The organism is Microbacterium sp. NPDC056003, assembly GCF_042274785.1.
Lineage (GTDB): Bacteria > Actinomycetota > Actinomycetes > Actinomycetales > Microbacteriaceae > Microbacterium.
The window spans coordinates 1,725,468-1,740,089 of the sequence record NZ_JBHJXQ010000001.1 but is presented as its reverse complement, the minus strand read 5'-3'; the positions used below and the strand labels follow the sequence as shown (position 1 = coordinate 1,740,089).

11 protein-coding genes are annotated in these 14,622 nt (G+C 66.9%); 8 read left to right on the top strand and 3 right to left on the bottom strand.

The genetic code is table 11. The annotated features are described in order from the left end of the window. The first annotated feature begins 1 nt into the window (after position 1). The 8 genes from ACFC1W_RS07935 (at position 2) to ACFC1W_RS07900 (ending at position 10,160) form a co-directional block, all read left to right on the top strand. Entirely contained in the window at positions 2-1,297 is a 1,296-nt protein-coding gene (locus tag ACFC1W_RS07935) for an AAA family ATPase (protein ID WP_375990716.1), read from the top strand. A gap of 12 nt (positions 1,298-1,309) precedes the next feature. After that, positions 1,310-3,133, top strand: coding sequence for a type IV secretory system conjugative DNA transfer family protein (locus ACFC1W_RS07930; protein WP_375990713.1), 1,824 nt, complete (start codon positions 1,310-1,312; stop codon positions 3,131-3,133). Then, a complete protein-coding gene (locus ACFC1W_RS07925) occupies positions 3,130-3,528 on the top strand; it encodes a hypothetical protein (RefSeq protein WP_375990711.1) in 399 nt (132 codons plus the stop codon). Before ACFC1W_RS07930 ends, ACFC1W_RS07925 begins: the two co-directional genes overlap by 4 nt. After that, positions 3,525-4,046 (top strand): hypothetical protein, encoded by a 522-nt coding sequence (locus ACFC1W_RS07920; protein ID WP_375990708.1) that lies wholly within the window; start codon positions 3,525-3,527, stop codon positions 4,044-4,046. Before ACFC1W_RS07925 ends, ACFC1W_RS07920 begins: the two co-directional genes overlap by 4 nt. After that, a complete protein-coding gene (locus ACFC1W_RS07915) occupies positions 4,043-4,495 on the top strand; it encodes a single-stranded DNA-binding protein (RefSeq protein ID WP_375990706.1) in 453 nt (150 codons plus the stop codon). Before ACFC1W_RS07920 ends, ACFC1W_RS07915 begins: the two co-directional genes overlap by 4 nt. 192 nt (positions 4,496-4,687) lie before the next feature. Further along, complete coding sequence (locus ACFC1W_RS07910; protein ID WP_375990704.1) at positions 4,688-6,469, top strand: hypothetical protein; 1,782 nt, start codon at positions 4,688-4,690, stop codon at positions 6,467-6,469. Between the two features lie 181 nt (positions 6,470-6,650). Further along, positions 6,651-9,044, top strand: a complete 2,394-nt coding sequence (locus tag ACFC1W_RS07905; protein WP_375990701.1) for a DUF262 domain-containing protein — start codon at positions 6,651-6,653, stop codon at positions 9,042-9,044. Between the two features lie 162 nt (positions 9,045-9,206). Beyond that, a complete protein-coding gene (locus ACFC1W_RS07900) occupies positions 9,207-10,160 on the top strand; it encodes a hypothetical protein (RefSeq protein WP_375990699.1) in 954 nt (317 codons plus the stop codon). Positions 10,161-10,188: 28 nt separating this feature from the next. Here the strand turns inward: ACFC1W_RS07900 and ACFC1W_RS07895 are convergent, their stop codons facing one another. From ACFC1W_RS07895 to ACFC1W_RS07885, 3 genes are all read right to left on the bottom strand, one after another. After that, positions 10,189-10,860 (bottom strand): hypothetical protein, encoded by a 672-nt coding sequence (locus ACFC1W_RS07895; RefSeq protein ID WP_375990696.1) that lies wholly within the window; start codon positions 10,858-10,860, stop codon positions 10,189-10,191. 110 nt (positions 10,861-10,970) lie between these two features. Then, positions 10,971-11,483, bottom strand: coding sequence for a uracil-DNA glycosylase family protein (locus tag ACFC1W_RS07890; RefSeq protein WP_375990694.1), 513 nt, complete (start codon positions 11,481-11,483; stop codon positions 10,971-10,973). 101 nt (positions 11,484-11,584) lie between these two features. After that, on the bottom strand, positions 11,585-14,596 hold the full coding sequence (locus ACFC1W_RS07885) for an AAA family ATPase (RefSeq protein WP_375990692.1): 3,012 nt from the start codon (positions 14,594-14,596) through the stop codon (positions 11,585-11,587). Positions 14,597-14,622: the final 26 nt, after the last annotated feature.

Sequence of the window (14,622 nt, the reverse complement as noted above, 5' to 3'; positions counted from 1 at the left end):
CATGAGCACGATCATCAGCCACCCTCGCGCATACGCGACCGTGACCGGCACACACGTCACCTTCGTCACACTCGACGGCCGCGCTGAGCCCATCCACGCCGTCGCCGATGAGGATGTGCGGCACGCGATCGTCCGCCGCGCGACCGACGAAGCGCGACGCTCAGGCGCGACCCTCGAACTCGTCACGTCGGGCGACCGCGGCGACCACCGCCTGCTCGTCACACCCGACGGGGCTCTCACGCACCTCGAGAGTCCGGCGGTGGCGGTGGCAGCCAACGCGCCTGAAGACGAACCCCTGCGAACCGAGACGTATGGAGAGGAGGTGAGCGAACAGGATCCGCAGCCGACCGCGACAGAGACCGCTGAAGCGCCGGCTGCGGAGTCGCCCGCCCGCCCCTCCTTCCTCAGCCCCGCGCCCGAGCCACTCCCTCGGCCGACCGGCTGGCGAGGGTTTGCCCGGCGACTCGGGATCATCGCCAAGCCCTCCGCAGCCGAACGACGACGCGCCGAATGGACCGCGATCGTCTCAAGGCAGTGGGCCGGATGCCGCACCATCGCGATCGCGAACGGCAAGGGCGGAGTCGGCAAGACGATGACCACCGCGATGCTCTCGGCGGTCTACGCACGCGAGGGCGGCGGCAACGTGCTCGCCTGGGACAACAACGACACCCGCGGCACGCTGGGCTGGCGCACCGAGCAGGGCATCTACGACACCACCCTCCGCGACCTTCTTCCCGAAGCATCCCGCCTGCTGGAACTCGGCGCTGGCGTCTCCGACATCACGCGGTTCGTGCACCACCAGGCCACAGACCGGTACGACGTGCTCCGCTCCAACCCCGAACTGCTCGCTACCGACCAGCGGATCGCGTCCGCCGACTTCGATCTGCTCATGCAGGTCGCCGCACGGTTCTACCGGCTCGTCGTCTTCGACTCGGGCAATGACGAGTCGGCCGAACGCTGGCTGCGCATGGTCGACAACTCGTACCAGCTCGTCCTCCCGACGCTGGCGACTCCCGAGTCGGCGGAGTCAGCGGCGCTGCTGCTCGACGCGCTGCGCGGGCGGGACGAGCGTTCGAGCATCCTCGCCGCCCGCGCCGTGGTCATCGTCACGCAGTCAGAGCCAGCGCCCGCGGTGGCGAGGCAGATCGCCGACGGCTTCCGCGATCACGTGCGCACGGTGCACATCATCCCCTTCGATCCCGCGCTCAAGGCGGGACCACTCCGGTTCGACGAGCTACGCCCTCGTACGCGCGACGCCTGGTTCGCCGCGGCCGCCGCTACCGCGGAAGGGCTGTAGGAGGCGAGCATCATGAACCAGGGCATGCTCGGGAAGGCGATCGCCGCCCTCATCGCTGCGGCAGTCATCCTGTCGCTCACGTTCGGATTCCTCGCCGAGTCCGTCACGCAGTTCGTGTGCGGCGCCCGCCCGGCGCCGGAGCACCTCTTCGCCGGCCTCGCCCTCGCGATCACCGGCGACCGATCCGGGTACGAACCGCCGGCAGGGTGCGCGATGCCCGTGGTCGCGATCCGGATCGTGGACATCGCAGCGGTCGTCATCATCGTCGCACTCACCGTGTGGGTGCTGATCGCGGTGCGCCGTTACCGCGAATCCGATCGCGCATTCATCTCCGATCTGCGCACACGGCCCGGATTCGCGACATCCGGTGAGATCCGCGACCACCTCTCCGCGAAGGCGGTCCTGCGTCGCGCCGCACAGCTGCGTCCCGACCTGTCCAAGCCCACGCCGACCGACGTCGGCTGGCGGGTCGGAAAGTCGCGCGGCCAGGACGTCTATGTCTCGATCGAAGACTCGGTCGCGCTCGAGGGCCCGCCCCGCTCGGGCAAGGGCTACCGCGTGCTGATCTCGGCGATCGTCGACTGGTCGGGTCCGCTCATCACGACGTCAACCACGAACGACAACCTCACGGCGACGATGCGGATGCGGCAGGCCCGCGGCGATGTCCACGTGTTCGACCCGCAGGGGATGTCGGGCGTGCGGCATCCGCTGCGCATCTCACCGATCGCCGGCTGCGAGGATCCGCTCGTCGCGATGCAGCGCGGCAACGCGATCATCACCGGCACCGCACTCGGGTCGTCGAATACCAATGGGGAGTGGGCGCAGGCATCCGGGGTCGTCCTCGGTCGCCTCCTTCACGCGGCCGCGGTCGGCGGCATGTCGATCGCGGAACTGTACGACTGGGGCACGAGCCCTGCGCAGACGCGTGACGCCGTTGAGATCCTCAAGGCCGACGGCGCTCCCGGCTGGGGAGACAGCCTCGACGCCACGATCGCCGGCGACGAGAAGCTGGTCTCGTCCATCTGGTTCGGTGTGAGCGGGGCGGTTGCTCCGCTCGCGGTGCCGCAGATCCGCGACGCACTGTCGCCTCGCCCCGGCGATCCCGTGTTCGATCCCTCCCGATTCCTCGACGCCGCGAATACGCTCTACCTGATCGGCTCATCCTCCGGCGCATCGGCGATGGGCGGGTGGCTTGGTGCGGTGCTCGACGACATCGTCGAAGTGGCCCGCAACAGAGCACTGGCATCGCCGGGCTCGCGGCTCGCGCATCCCCTCGGGCTCATCCTCGACGAGATCGCGAACATGTTCCGCTGGGGCAGCCTGCCGCGGATCATGGCCGACGGAGGTGGCCGCGGCATCTGCACATTCATCGTGCTGCAGGCGCTCTCGCAAGCCGAGACCTCGTGGTCGCGCGCCGAGGCCGACACGATCTGGGCAGCCGCGACCGCCAAGGTTCTGCTCGGCGGAGCGAGCCACGTCGACCACCTCCGCGACATCGAGTCGCTCCTCGGCACGCGCGACACCCGCCGAGAGCAGCGCTCCTGGTCGACCCGAGACGTCGGGCACTCGACGAGCGAGCACCACGAACGGCGGCCCCTGATGTCGGTCGACGAGATCCGCCGCCTGCCGCCGACCGCCGGGCTGCTCGCCTACCGCAACCGACGCAGCGTGCTGCTCGACCTCGCCGGATGGGACGCCCGACGCGACGCCCGCGCGATCCAGACCGGCAAGCGCGAGACCGAGCAGGAGCAGCGCGTCACCTTCGAGGATGCGCGCCGCGCGCCGGCCACTCCCCCGCCTGCGGCCGAGCCCGTCGAGGTGGTGAACGAGGAATGACCAACCGCCGCAAGCCGCTTCACGCGAAGGCGTATCGATCGTCGTTCCTCCGTTCGCGCGCGTGGTTCGCGCGCCGCGACGCGTGGTTCGCCACGCAGGCGATGTGCGCCCGTCCCCTCGTCTGCCTCGGATGCGGCCGACGAGCCACCAAGAAGGAACTCGAGCTGCACCACCTCGACTACTCCGGAGTCAGTCAGGCCGGCGACGGCCGGTGGGTGGCGCTGGAGGCGGACCGCGACCTTGTGCCGCTGCATCCGTACTGCCACGAGCTCCTTCATCGGCTGATCGACCGGGATGCCGTTCTCTCCCGGCATCGCGCGCGTCGTGCGGCATCCGAATTCGCGCTCGAAGTGCTCCGCCTCAAGCTCAATGCGTTCGAAGGGACCGCGCCATGACCGACTACGACGACCCTCCAGACCTGGACGACGTGCTCGCCCAGCAGCTGAGCGACTTCCATCCCGGTGAGCGCGCGGGTTCGTCCGCTCCAATCGGCGCACACGTCGTCGACTGGCGGACGCTCAAGGATGCCGATGCCCGCTCCGCCTGGGACTCGCTGCGTGCGTGGGTCGAGTGGTTCACCGTCAGGTACCAGATCTCGGAGTCTCTCGTGCCGGTGTGCTGGTTCAGGCACGGCGACCTCGTCGAGGAGCTCTCGGCCCTCCACACCGCGCACACGGTGGCCTTCGATGCATCGGATGCCGGCTTCGGGCCGATCGGATGGCACGAACGTCTCAGCCTGACACTGCCCCGCCTGCGCCACGCGTACGCCGGCGGATGCACGCGCGGGCACAACCACCGCAAGCCCCGCTCGTGGGCGAACGCCATCGACGAGCAGGAATGGGACGCGTGGGCCGACCGGACCCATGCCCGAGGAGGCGCTGCGGCGTCTCCGGAACGAGAGGAAGAACGATGACCACGAGAATCCCGGTCACCATCGAGGGCAACCTCACGGGTGACCCCGAGCACGGCGCCAGCGATTCGGGCAACGAGTACGCCCGCTTCACCGTCGCCGTCAACGACCGCCGTCTCAATGAGACGACGAACCGCTGGGAGGATGTCGGCACGGTGTTCCACCGCGTCGTCGTGTTCAACCAGCAGTCGAGGAACGTCGCGACCTCGCTCCGCAAGGGCGACAGCGTGATCGTCGCCGGCGACCTGCGCTTCGGCACCTACACCGACAAGGACACCGGCAACACCCGCGAGACGCGCGACATCGTCGCCGACAACATCGGCGCGTCGCTCAAGTTCGCGACCGTCTCGGTGGACCGCGCCCCAAAAGCTAGCGGCCCCGCTGCGGATCGTTCCGCCACGGGGCCAGTAGCCGAGCCGGTCTCGTCCGCCGGCGCCGGGGTTGTCCGCTGACCCATCGCAACAGGACTGCGGGGTGAGAGCGACTGTACCCTCACCCCGCTCTTGTTGTCCCTGTGTCGACACGGAAAGCTCCCACCGGTGCCGCAGTATCGTGATCATCGTGGGTCGCGGCGGCCGCGCTTCGAATGATTCCCGCCCGCGGCATGAGTGGGGGGATCGAGTCCAGTGGCGGAGAAGCCAATCTTGCTGTTCCTGCATGGCGTCGGAGACGGCGATCAGGACGACGCATGGAAGGGTGTGCTCGATAGGTCTCTCGCTGATGCGCAGTACCCGCGGTTGGATGCCGTCGAAGTCATCACCCCGAAGTATCCGAACGGCCTAAAAGGGGTCGATCCGGACAATCGCAAGGTTCCTGGTGTCTCTATCAAGCGCCCGCCTCGTGAGGAAGCGCGTCAGAACCGGCGGAATTTTGAACGTCGGGTCGGCGCGATCGAGTTCCGGATCGGTCGACACAACGCGGGGAAGGGGATCCCAGGAAGCCAGTTTGTCGCAGACTTCGCATTGGGTACCCCATGGCTCGTGCAGGCCCGCAATTACGCCACAAAGGCCGAGGTTCGCGCTTATGTGCTTCAGCGCGTGCTGAAGTTGCTCCCCGAGACAGGTCGCATTGTGATTGTCGGTCACAGTCTCGGCTCAGTCATCGCTGCTGACCTCATCCGACGCCTTCCGGCCGGCCTTGAGGTGACAGGGCTTGTGACCATCGGTAGTCCCTTGTCCAGCACCAGCTTCAATGTCGACGGACTCCGCGACGTGCTGGCGGAACCTCCGACGAATCTGTCCTGGTGGGTTAACTTCTGGAATCCTCTGGACCCCGTGGCCGCGCGCCGCGGGGCCTCGTCCGCCGTTCCCTGGCTCCTCGACTTCAAGATCCACACGAAGGCTGTCGGCCTCGCATCGCACTACGCGGTCGACTACCTCTCGTCCCCGCAGGTTGTCGAGGCAATTGGGTTCGCGCTCTTCGGCTCGAAGTCAAGAGAGCTCGCGACCGCCGAGCGTGGTTTCGACATCCCGTTGAACACGGCCGAGACATTCACACTGCTGGGTCTGCGATACGCGCATCTGATACGCGATCGTTTGAAGGGCGATGTGCAGGATCGATATTCGGGTGCACTCCGGCAGGTTCAGGCATCTGCAGTCGACAGTATCCGAGAGCAGAACGCGCGCGCTGGGCGTCCCATCCCGTGGGAGATCTCGCGGCTTGCGTTCGATCTGTCAGATCCGGAAGCGAAGCTCCCCACGCCGACCGTCGTGACATCCCTCTCCAGAGAGGAAGCGGTCGTCCCGTTGTCGGTCATCCCCGGCGAAAACGTCATCCGCCCCTTCGACATCACCGTCCCGAAAGACGTGCCGAAGGAGGCGCTGCTGGTGCTTTCGGCTGAGATGGGGCTCACCAGCCACTTCGGTTCCAACGTCCTCAGAGCGTCGAAAAGCGCACAGGACGCGCTGAAGGCTGGCGTCGGCTTCAGCCTGCTAAAGATGGGCGCGATCGGCGCTGGCGCCATCGCGATCGTCGTGGCGACTGGAGGACTTGCTCTTGCGGCAGGCGCGGGACTTGTCGGCGCCGCGGCGATCACCAGCGCGTTGGCCGCATTCGGCCCCGGTGGAATGATCGGCGGCCTGCTGACGGCTGGGTCGCTGGTCACCGCCGGTGGCGGTGGGATTGCTTTCGGGTTGGCCAGCCCCGGAACGCCAGCCGAGGCAGTGGAGGCTGTCGTCGCTCGTCAACTAACTGTTGTCATCCTCCGCCAGTATCAAGCCCTCGAGCAGGACCCCATGGTGTGGATCACGCTGACTGAGACCGAGATCGCATTGCGACGTGAACACGAGCGGCTCGACGAGTTCTCGGACGAGACGTCGCCCACACTCAAGGATCTGAAGCGCAAACTCGACGCGGTCGTCCGGGCGATGACATACATGCGAGAACACGGACTTGAGCCCGGAGAACCGACGCAGCTACCTGCCTGACCTCCAACTCTCTGTGCGCCGATGGTAGTGCGGTGCCCCGGGCCGGTTCTCTGAGCCGCTTGAGCGGCGAGGAGGATCGTCACGGGACCACCGCCCAGCACTCCCTTGCTCAGTCAGCATTAGCCAAGATCAACGGCCCACCGTTTGCGCCGCGCTTCGGGCCGAGGGCTAGGTTGAGACCGTGCCGAACCCGAAGATCGAGCAACCCGTTGACGGAGGTCGTCTGGCGCCCTGCGACATCGTCCGACGACGCATGGAGAACGCGTGGGACCTGGCTCTCGTTCAGAGAGATGAAGTGTGGAGGGAGGATCGAATGCGACTCCTGCTTGACTCGCTCATCATGGGGTATCCGGTGGGGTCGTTACTCTTCTGCCAAATTGATCGACCTGGGGCGGCATCGATCCCACTGGGTGGGGGCCAAGCGGCCGTGCGACTGGCCGAGACATCCAACCCGCAACTCGTCGACGGTCAGCAGCGCGTCTTTGCGATCTATTCGATCTTCACGGGACGCGGGTACGGCCGGTTCTACTTAAACGCGTTCCGCGAGCCATCGCGAGATGCGGGCTACATAGTCTGGCGCCTATTCGACCCCGCGCTCGACACGGACGTCGAAGGGTTCAACGAGCTGGAAGCCGAGCCGATCGCGGACCGTGAGCGCTACGTCGATCTCTCGAACTGGTCGTCCCTCGGCGAGCTGATCGACTCCGAGATCGACAGCTCGAGCGTCGCTGGCATGGTCTCTGTGCTCGACCCCCAGTTCCGCCTCCCACAAGACGCAACTGCGCGATCGGCGATCGCAGCCAACCTCGAGTTAGTGCGAGCGGCGTGGCTTCGGAAGAGCATCCCGATGATCTCGGCCTCGGTGCGAGACCCGGAAGATGTGCTCGAGGTCTTCAGCCGTGTCAATCGCGGCGGCGCGCCCGTTTCAGGCAATGATCTGTACTTCGCGGCAGTCAAGACCTTCTGGCACGATCCGGCATTGTCCGCGCCCGGGGAGACATCTGCGCACGCCGCGCTCAAAGGCATTGCCGATGCGACGGGCGGGTTGCTCGACGTCTACGGGGCTCTCAGCCTGCTGTCCCGGCTCGCCCTGGCAGGTATCGGGCTATCGGACATGGTTCCCGTGAACGTCGACCGGTTGAGCAAAGCGAACAAGCGCCCGATCCTGCGGTCGATGAAGTTGACTGCCCCGTTGGTGACGAGCGCACTCAGTCGCTTCACCGCAGTCCTGCACCAACACACGCGGCTCGGCTACGCGCTCAAGCTGACTCGAACTCAGTTGTGGGAAGACGTCTTCGCCTGGGTGGTGGCGAGCGACGCTGAGCGCGAGTGGTCGACTAGTGACATTTCGCAGGCCGAGGAGTACGTGCTCGGAGCGACTCTCTTTGGCTATCAGCAGGTTCTGGGCGACGCCTTTCGGCGCGATGCGTTCGCGGTGTCACTCAGGGCCGGATCCGCGGGAGGCGAGTTTCCCGTCGCGGAGATCATCGGGGTGGCGCACGGGAGATACCCCCGGTTGAAGCGGGGGCGTCAACAGGTTCGTGGTCTAGGCAGCGACGACGAACGGCTGGAAGTCGCCCGCAGCGCGGCGGATCTGCTCGTAGCGTTGGCCCAGCAACTCCCGCTCGCGATCGGATCGGTCGATTGGGACCACGTGGTGGCGGCCTATAACCAATCGAGGTTCCGCCTACCGCCCGGCTTCGGCCGCAGATACGCAGCGACTCACACCTACCTCAACTGGCCGGGCAACTTCTGGTTCCTCGACTCGAGCGCCAACAGGTCGGTGCAGGAGATGCCACCACGCGAGAAGTTCGTTCGCCTTCGAGAATGGGCGGTCAGCGATCCGCTAGGGAAGGGCCGCATTGGGCCGGACGGGTACGCGGGTATGTCGGACTCGCACTTGAAAGCCTTCGAAGCGCTCGGCGACGAGCTGGCCAGCCTGACCAAGGTCGCCGACGCCCCCGCCGAGGTCAGACATGCGCGCATCGAACAGGTTGGCGATGCGTTGGCGGAACTCGTCCGAGACCGGACTGCTTGGCTGCTGGATCAGGCGCTCGGACGCTTCCCGGGGCTGTCCGGTTTTGCGGCCAATGCCGACATAGTGGTTGCGGACGTCCCCGAGCGACCGGCTTCTTTGGCTGATCGACTGGGCATCGACGCGATGCTGCACGCATTCGGACTCGATGAAGAGTCGAGGGTGCTGGCCAGGAAACGAGCCGCCGACAAAATCTACGCCCGACGCGGCGCACTGCAATCGGCGATTGCGGAGCGAATTGAAGACGTAGTTGGAATCGAGGAACGGTGGATCTGGCCCAAGCGGCGGCCAACGGACCCAGTCAGCTGCGTTGCATTCCGGCTCCGCGGAGGAAACGCCATCGAGCTGGTTGCTGACTGGAATCCGGACTTCGGCTTCCGACTGCGGATCAAGGCCTATGAGAAGCGCGAGAGCAAGAGGTACTCAGACTTCGACCACATCCCGCTGAGCGAGACATGGGAGGAAGCCACTGACCAGGAGATCGCTGAGGCGTTCGCCCGCCACGCCGTCGAGCTCCAGCGCGTTCATCCGCGCCAGTAAGGGGTGGGGGAAGTAGCGCAGCGGTAATCGGCGTCCAGCGCGAACGTCGGCGGCGCACCCTGTCTTCGGGACGCCGGCCATGGGCGTCTTCCGTCTCGACGCGCCAATCGAGTGCCGCAGCGAATGTCTCTGACGGCGTGGCTCGCACCGCGACTCCACCGGATGTCGGTGCCGCGCAGCAGAATCCTGGGTGCACGGACTTGGTGGGCCGTGTGGAACTCGGAGACGCTCATGATCACGCGTACGGACCTCAATTGGTGGCTCGACCTAGAGCCAGAGCTCGATTGGCAGTTCGCGACCACCTACGCGGATGGAGCTCCCCACGAGTATGTGGCTTCGCCGCGCACCGAAGGGTTGGACGCCGCCGACTACGCGCGCGCGGCGCACGTCATCCAGACATACGGCGAGCCGATGAAGTTCTACAAGTGGACCCGCATCTACCTGCGCACGCCAATGGGGTGGAAACACTGGACGATGGACGCCGACCTCGACGACACGAACCTCGTGAACCGCGGGCGAGTCGAGCACGTCTACGGCATTCAGAACATGCCCGTGACACGATCGAACACCGCTTCCGCGTACGACGCCCTCGCGTCCAGTTGGGACAAGAACCACCCGCTGACGGAGCGCGAGCGGGCCCAGACCACAGCATTCATCACGGCTGTGTTCGGCGAGCAACTATGGCGGACCCTGGACGTAGGTTGCGGAACTGGATGGCCAGTGACGAGTGGGCTCGTCGACCCCGTCCGGTACGTCGGAATCGACCCGTCAACCGCGATGCTGAATGCTCTCGTCGCGAAGCACCCAGTCGTCGCGGGAATTCATCCGATGAGCTGGGCCACCGCCCAGGAGAATCGCGTGCTTTGCGGGACCCGTTTCGACAGCGTCCTGTCGCTCGGCGGCTCCGCATCGTATCTCTCCCCTGCTGAGCTGCGTGCGCTGGCCGCTCGCGGAAAGCGGGGAGCAGTCGCCATGCACTTCGGGGAGGATGAGACACCTATAACCGGTGATCTGGACCCGCAGCTCGCCGCGGCGTCGCTCGCCGCGGCGACTGAGATCGCTGAGAGGCAACTGCGCATCGGACGGTTCGTCGTCTCGCACCTGCCCGCAGGCTGAGTGCGGGCCGACGTGCCGGCCCCGTCAATCAGTGCACGACGGGATAGTGCACAGGCCCCCAGTCCTGTGCCGGGTGATCCATGAGCGTGGCGATGATCAGCGGGACGAAGCGACCGAGGATGCTGGCGCAGTCGCGCACCTGATCGCGGTTCACGTCACCGTTCCACGTCGCGCCACCGTGCACGAGCTGGTTTCGGAGCGTGTAGAGCCGGTGCAACACGATCTGGAGGACGACGTTCGTGTCGCCGGCGCCGAGCGCGCGCTCGACAGCCCTGCGAGCACCGTCGAACTGCCGCTGATACTCGGCCTCGCTGATCCGCCCGTTCTGCCAGTCCCAGAAGGGCTGGAAGACGTATCGGTTCTCGAGCAGAACCCGCACGCTGCCCGAGAACTCATGCCAAAGCAGCGCCTCGAACCGCTTCTCATCGACTCGGCACAGCTGGCCGAGGAACGCGTGAAGCCGCTCACGCTCCGACTGCGAACTCTCCACGCCGAGGTCCTGAGCGTACGCGGCGTTGAACGCGACCCAGAGCAGGATGAACTGCACGTCCTTGTCGTCCGCGGACTGCTCCGCTCGCCCGAGCCAGCTCAGCGCGCGGTGCACGCGAAGCGACAGCGCCGGCGGGTGGCCGTCGCGCTCCTGCCTGTGGCGACTCTTGAGCGCGGCGTAGTCGATCGGCCGCTCCTTCTCGTTCAGCATGGAACCTCCCCAGATCCATCACCCCGGATGAATCGGAGCGACTCGACCATCCTGACCCAACATCAGCGCGGCTACGCACGCGACCCACTGAGCCCGATGGGACGCGTGAGCTATTCGCCCGAGTCCAGGTGCACCGAGAGCTCTGACATGACGCGCTCCACGTTCTCGCGCTTGTCGAACGGCCCCGGCATCCGGAACACTCGCGCTCCCCACGACGTCCGCTTGGCCTGCATCCCCGGCACGCCCTCGGTCCCGAGCAGGACCTTCACGGGATGCCGGAACACGCACACGATCAACTGCACTCCGCGGGACTGGAGGTTGTCCGCGAGCTGCGCACTTCCGAAGCGGATCTCGTCTGCGCCAACATCGCCTTCCCCGCGGCTCGGCCGCTTGACGATGTCGGTGAAGCCGACCCCTGCGGAGAGCGCAGCATCCTCGAAGTGCCGGTCGGACGGCGCACGGAACAACCCCGCGGCGGCAAGCTTGCGCAACTGCCCCTGGCCCACCTGGCCCTGGTAGTAGTGGCCCGCCTCGACGCTCGACGGTGCGGGGTTGAGCCCCACGATCATCGCGCGCGGCTCGGCGGGCCACACGTCTGCAAGTGTGAGGACCTCGTGCCCCATCCATTTCCTCGCGAGCCTGGTAGCCAATCAGTTCGGTCATGAGGAGATCTCTATCAGGTACTTCACCCATCGATCGACTGCTCTGCCACCATCGGTCAAGATCAGCGACCGAGCAACGAGCGGGTCCGAACCTCGGGCGCAGCAACCGGAGCCGCGACGTCCTCAGCGTGACCCCGAGCAACCGCGCCGCGTTCAGTCTCGAGGTACTGCCGCAGAAGCTCCTCGTGTCGCTGCCAGGCCGACTCGTACCGAGCGCGCAGCGCGCTGCGGACGTCGGCCAGATCACCGCCCGAAGCATCACCACCTGCTCGACCATGAGCCCCTGCATCCTGCGCCGCGACCTGGCTGTCGAGGCTGAGCAACGTCCGCCGTGCAGTGCGCATCCACTCGTTCAGTTGCCGCAGATCGTCGCCGACCGCACGCTCGGCTGGACGGGCGGCCCGCCCGAGTTCGCTCCGCGCCGCGCGCACCGAGTCGTCGATGCTGACCTCGGGGATGCCGCGCATCATGCTCTCCGCTATCTGATCCGTCGCCGCGGCATCCGTTCGCGCGATCGCGATCGCCTCGTTGTGCACGCGCCCGCGCGTCATGCCGACATACAGGCCCGAGGCATCCACACCTGGGCCGACGATCGAGGCATCCGTCGTCTCACCCTGGATGCCGTGCACGGTCGACGCGTAGGCGAGGTGCACGTGGTCGGCGGCGTACTCGTGTCTGACCACGCGGGTGTCGACGGCGTCGCTCACACTCGCCAACTCGAGCCCGGCCGGCGTGATGCGACGCACAACCCAGACCGCGCGGTTCTCCACACCCGTCGCGCGATCGTTGCGCCGGGTCTGCACGACGTCGCCCTCGAGCAACCGCTGCTCGCCCTGACCCACAGCGATGCGAGCGAGCGGCAACTCCCCGTGCTCGACCCGCCGCTGCTGGATGGCCTCGTTGATCGCGTCCGCCTCTTCGTTGGTGCTCGTCACCAGGGCAACGCGGCGGTGACCGGCGGCCCAGCGGAAGTACGACTCCACCATCACGTCGCGCGCCTGAACGTGATCGGACACGCGGTGCACCAGCCCGCGGTCGGCAAGATCCGTCGCGACGGCGAGCGCAGCATCCTTGGATGCCGGTTCCCGCATGCGAAGCGTGAGGGTCGCGTACTTGGGATCTGTGAAGCGGTGCACAGCCGTCAACTCGACCACGGCCGTCGCACGTCGGGTCATTGTGGCCATGGCACCCGAGTGTCCGACCGGGCGCGCTTGGAGGTGGTCACCGACCATCGCGATGCCCGCGCCCGACTCGGCGGCGATCGCGGCGAGCGCATTGGCCGCGTGGAGGTCGACCATGCCGGCCTCGTCGACGACGATTCGGTCGCCCGCGACGAGCGCATACCGCTTCGGGCCCTCGTACGCGATCCCGGTCACCGAGTCGATCTCACCAACCTGCAGCCGCGTCCAGATCTCCGCGCCCGCGGCGTCTCGTCCCCACCGGAACCCGTGGTCGCCGAGCAGCGCGTGCAGGCTCGATGCCGACGCGCCGATCTCACGCCCAGCAACGGATGCCGCCTTCTTGGTGGGCGCGACCACGACCATGCAGCGTCCGCGGTGTGCGAGCGCCGCTCTCGCGACCCGCAGCATCGTCGTCTTTCCCGCCCCGGCGGGGCCGGTCACAGACACCAACCGATCTGTTCCGGCGATCGCCGCCGCAGCCTCAACCTGGCGTCCCTCGAGCTTGATACCGTCGCTCAGCACCGTGGCCGCGGCATCCGCGATCTCGCCCTCGGAAGCACGAACGCCGGCGAGGGCGAGCGCGCCGAATCGTGCAGCGAGTTCCACCTTCGCCACCGCCGTGGCCGACGCCATGTAGCCCTTGATGTGCGCGGGGCGCTCGGGCTCACCATCGAGCAGATCGACCGTCTGCTCAAGCGCGCGATCGATGACATCGTCGATGACGCCTTGCAGTTCGCCGCGCGGCGCGACGACTCCGGATGCCGCGACCGCACGCGTCGCGCCGGCCCGGATGGCGAACAGGCTGAAGCGTCCGCCACAGCTCGCCGATCGCGCGTCTGCTTCGACGACCGCGCGCGCAGCCAGCAGTTCCAGATCCAGCTCACCGAGCTCCGCAGAAGGCAGTGGGACCTCACCACGCTCGCGCAGGATCGTGGAATCGATCGCGACGAGTTCGTCGGCGATGAGCTGCTCCCACGCGGCTTCGTCGACTTTGCCGGGCTTGTTCGGGCGGGCCTTCGCCCACGCCAGCCGGTCGATGCGGTGGAGCTCGTCGGGGCTCGGCTCCAGTCCCGGGTGCTCGCTGCGCCAGGCAGCCAGGAGCACCGCCCGGTTGGATTCGATCTGAGTCGACCGACGTGAGAGCGGGCGCACGGCGTGCGCGAGTTCCGCGATCTCGCCGTCAGCGTCGATCGTGAACCCGTGTCGTGCGAGCGCGCTGACCCATTGCGGGTCCGTCCGCGCCGCGAGTTCCCCCTCGGCGTTGATGACCGTCTGCATCTTCATGGCGACTCGGGAGTCGGCGTTCGACCACTTGCGGTCTTCGCCGAGCACCTTGACGTTCAGCCACAGGTGACGGTGGATGTGCGGGTCGAGCGCGCGCGAGCGACGGTGCTGCAGCTCGACGACCTCGATGCGGTGGAGTGATTCCCGGATGCGGCCGCCGGCGCCGCGGCGCGCGTTCAGTTCGCTCTGCCAGGTCATGACGATGCGGTCGCGCAGCCTGTCTTGCAGTGCTTCGAACTCGCGCGCGAGTTCGAAGTTAATCATCGCCGCGATGCTGTAAGACTTCGGGGCGTTGATCGTGCCGTCGAGAATCAGGTCGGCATCGGGAGACGTGAGGTCGCGGCCTCGGCGTTCATCCGTGTCTGGATCGCGGCCGTCGACCCAGCGGCGGAGTTGCTGCTCGTCGAGGGCGTCGGTGCCGATGCTCCCACCCTCGACGACGTACCGCGTGACGCCCGCGCTACCGGCATCGCCGTATGCCGCGAGCGCCTCGACGCCCACCGTCGTCCGCAGATGCGAGTCACACGACCCCTGGAAGGCGTACGCGAGAGCCTGTCGGACCCCTTGCGATCCGACACCCCTCTTCCAGCGCTCCAGGCCTCCGCGCATGGGTCCAGCGTACGCGTATTTTGCGA

Excerpts from the sequence above, each read along its gene's own strand:
- ACFC1W_RS07930 (WP_375990713.1), top strand. The coding sequence starts at position 1,310 with ATGAACCAGGGCATGCTCGGGAAGGCGATCGCCGCCCTCATCGCTGCG.
- ACFC1W_RS07900 (WP_375990699.1), top strand. The coding sequence starts at position 9,207 with ATGTCGGTGCCGCGCAGCAGAATCCTGGGTGCACGGACTTGGTGGGCC.
- ACFC1W_RS07890 (WP_375990694.1), bottom strand. The coding sequence starts at position 11,483 with ATGGGGCACGAGGTCCTCACACTTGCAGACGTGTGGCCCGCCGAGCCG.
- ACFC1W_RS07915 (WP_375990706.1), top strand. The coding sequence starts at position 4,043 with ATGACCACGAGAATCCCGGTCACCATCGAGGGCAACCTCACGGGTGAC.
- ACFC1W_RS07885 (WP_375990692.1), bottom strand. The coding sequence starts at position 14,596 with ATGCGCGGAGGCCTGGAGCGCTGGAAGAGGGGTGTCGGATCGCAAGGG.
- ACFC1W_RS07925 (WP_375990711.1), top strand. The coding sequence starts at position 3,130 with ATGACCAACCGCCGCAAGCCGCTTCACGCGAAGGCGTATCGATCGTCG.
- ACFC1W_RS07920 (WP_375990708.1), top strand. The coding sequence starts at position 3,525 with ATGACCGACTACGACGACCCTCCAGACCTGGACGACGTGCTCGCCCAG.
- ACFC1W_RS07895 (WP_375990696.1), bottom strand. The coding sequence starts at position 10,860 with ATGCTGAACGAGAAGGAGCGGCCGATCGACTACGCCGCGCTCAAGAGT.
- ACFC1W_RS07935 (WP_375990716.1), top strand. The coding sequence starts at position 2 with ATGAGCACGATCATCAGCCACCCTCGCGCATACGCGACCGTGACCGGC.